This window comes from Bradyrhizobium elkanii WSM2783 (genome assembly GCF_000472865.1).
Taxonomy (GTDB): Bacteria; Pseudomonadota; Alphaproteobacteria; order Rhizobiales; family Xanthobacteraceae; genus Bradyrhizobium; species Bradyrhizobium elkanii_A.
In genome coordinates this window covers 1-3,166 of record NZ_KI421472.1, presented here as the reverse complement: position 1 = coordinate 3,166, position 3,166 = coordinate 1, and the positions used below count along the sequence as shown (strand labels likewise).

Below are 3,166 nucleotides of genomic sequence, written 5' to 3'. Positions count from 1 at the left end.
GTGCACTATGTAACCGAAGGGCGCAGAAATTTGAGTTGGTTGCGGCACAAAGTGCACTGACCTCCGCGCTGAAGTTGTGCTTTTCTCTCCCTGCGACCTCTCGCTGATCGAACCCCAGCCACACCCAAGCCCCGGTGGGTGAGAGGGCGCGCGCCCCGGTGCCGATCCCTCATGGTCGCGCCGGGGCGGCTAATTTCGCGGAGGCTGCGTCATGCACGACCGTCTGTTTGCTGCCCTCGTTATTATGGCGAGCATCGTGTCGACGATCATAACTGCGGTTGCGGTTCTCTCAATCGACTGACTTGGCTGGCGGCGATCTGCCCTTTAGGAACGGGCCTGTTCTGGCGAGGTTCTATTGTCGCACGCAACGTTGGCTCACAACGTGCGTGCGGTGACAAACTCGGCAGCTCCGGTCCATGACGACGGCTGGGCTGCTTTTTTGTGGCGATGACGTGTGACGAGACCGAATTGCCCGGTGTGCCATGGGCTCGGCTGGGTGTGCGAAAATCACCCTGACCGTCCCTGGTCAGAGGACGCCCCGAGCGCGGCGGCAGCAGGTGCCTGCTTTCGCCGCTCCGCCTAAAAAAATCTATCGAGGCGGCTGGAGGCCGGGGGATGTTAGCCATTCCCGGATATGCGATCCAATTTCGGCTTGGCGCGCGCTGCGGATGAGTTGTTCGCGTTCGATTTCTGAGCGAGTGTCTTGGACCTGTCTGCGCAGGCGTGCAGCTTCTTCGGCTAGTCGCTGTTCGAGTATCTCAAAGGTTATGAAACGACGCCTGTGAAACATGGCGCTGCTCCCAGTGTGAGTGAGGCGGGAGCGCGTCTTTGCGTTCTCACCACCGATAGATACCAAGGACGGTGCGGTGGTGTAGAGGCAACAGAGGATATCAGGCTTCGTTCCTAATCGAAGGATTTGGGTGGTCCGTGGTGTTCTGTCGCATACGACGTAACATGGATTATTAAACCGGCGCGCCGCACGCGTCGTGCAGGGGTTTTTCGTAAGGCCGAGGTTGCCGAGATCGAGCTATTGCTCAGCGATGACAATAATGCCGACGAAGATCGCGCCGCGCTGCATGGTGCTCAGCAGGCGCTCCGCCAAGTGCTCGAACCCGAAACCTGGCACTCCGCCAGCCAAACGTCCTAACCCGTCGCCAGCCGGCCGCGCGACGCGGTGAGCAAACAGTGGCATGGAATGACCAGCGAGCTGACACCGCAGGAAGTAAGCTTACTGAAATGGCTCGGCGACGAAGATTTTAGGGCGTATACTCATCTGTGGACGCCCCGCGAGATGCAAGCGGTTTTTGAAGAAGTGCGGCACGTAGTCGGATGCTGCCATCTATCCGGCCTCTGATGGTGCAGCGATGGAGCTGCGGGCCTGTATGGGACTTCGCGGACCGGAACCAAATCATAAACGCGTGCTCTGGGCACGATGAGTACACCTGGTTCTTCCGGCCCCGTCTCGCCGACTGTTGCGCCATACCCTCCTTCGACCGACTACATCTCTGACGACCTCAGGTCCGCCAGGATCACGCCTTGGCTGCGACCGGAGCCCTGTAATTCTCCTGCTTGACAAGTAGCGCCCAGATGATCCGCGCCATCTTGTTGGCGAGCGCGACCGTTACCAGCATGCGCGGCTTGCGAGCCAGCATCTGTTCGAGCCACGAACCCTTTGGCGCCCCGCGTTTGCTCGCCTGCTGCACAACAGCGCTGCTGCCGATGATGAGGAGGCGCCTGAGCGTTCGCCCCCCCATCTTGGACGTCGCGCCGAGCTTTTGCTTGCCGCCTGTCGATCTTTGAAGAGGCGTGAGACCGAGCCAGGCCGCGAAGTCACGGCCTTTGGCAAAGGTCTCGGCCGGCGGTGCTAGGGCGGCGATCGCGGTGGCGGAGATCGGGCCGATGCCAGGTCATCAGCCGGCGCGAGACCTTGTCCTCGCGAGCGCGTCGCGCGATCTCCTGGTCGAGATCCGCGATCTTGCCATTGAGGTCGGCCAGTAGGTCCAACATCAATCGGAACATGGCGTGGGTCGCTTTGGGAAGCGAGCTGGCCATCGCTTCTTCCTCGATCAGGTCGGCAAGCATCGCCACGTGCGACGGGCCCTTGGGCGCGACCCAAACTATATTCGGTAAGGTGTCCCCGGATCGCGTTGATGAGCTGCGTTCGCTGCCGCACTAACAGATCACGGGTCCGAAACACCAGACCCGCCGCCTGTTGCTGCTCGCTCTTCACGGCCACGAACCGCATGCTCGGCCGCTGCGCTGCTTCGCAGATCGCCTCGGCATCGATCGCGTCGTTCTTTTGCCGCTTCACAAACGGCTTTACGTACGCGGGAGGGATCAGCCGAACTTCATGGCCAAGCCGGGCGAGCTGACGGGCCCAGTGATGGGCTCCGCCACATGCCTCCAGAGCTACCGTGCAACTCGGTTGGGTTGCGAAGAAATCCAGCAGCTTTCCTCGGCTGATCCGCTTGCTGAACATAGCTCGCCCTTTCACGTCCGCTCCATGAGCGTGGAAAACATGCTTGGCGATATCCAGACCGATTATGCTAACCTCCGACACGGACGTCTCCCTTAAGTGGTGCTAAACACCTCCACTTTGGCACATCGATGCCGTCGGCGGGGCGTCCACCCCATCATAAAAAAAGCGACGATGTCAGCTTCTGAGGGCCAAGCGGAAAATTTGTGATCAATCAGAGTATTACCGCACGTGACCCAAGGCGGAAATGTGCGGGACTACGGCTGAGGTCTTTAGACGTAAAACCGGAGTGGCAGATGCTACGGGGTTGATCTCGGCTATTCAGGCGGCAACAATGGAGTAGGCCCCAAGGTTTCGCTCGATGACTGACTTCAAACTGCCCGAGACGAGATATGCCCAGAACGGCGACGTTAGCATCGCCTATCAGGTGATGGGCGACGGGCCGATCGACCTGATTTTGGTTCCTGGCTTCATCTCACATATCGAATTCCAGCACGAACTCCCAGGATACACCGCTTTTCTGCGGCGGCTCGCGGGCTTCGCCCGGGTCGTGACCTTCGACAAGCGCGGACAAGGGATGTCGGACCGGATGTCCGGTGCGCCGTCGCTCGAGGTGCGCATGGACGATGTCCGTGCCGTCATGGATACCATCGGCTCCAAGCACGCGGCGCTGGTCGGTTTCTCCGAAGG

General features: G+C 60.2%; 1 protein-coding gene and 1 pseudogene. One reads left to right on the top strand and one right to left on the bottom strand.

Features of this window, described 5'->3' with window-relative positions:
- Positions 1-1,529: 1,529 nt before the first annotated feature.
- Positions 1,530-2,560, bottom strand: a pseudogene (locus YY7_RS56280) (IS110 family transposase).
- Positions 2,561-2,837: 277 nt separating this feature from the next.
- Between YY7_RS56280 and YY7_RS56275 the strand changes: the two are divergent.
- Positions 2,838-3,166: alpha/beta fold hydrolase (locus tag YY7_RS56275; RefSeq protein WP_035693382.1), on the top strand; the 329-nt coding region annotated here is incomplete at its 3' end.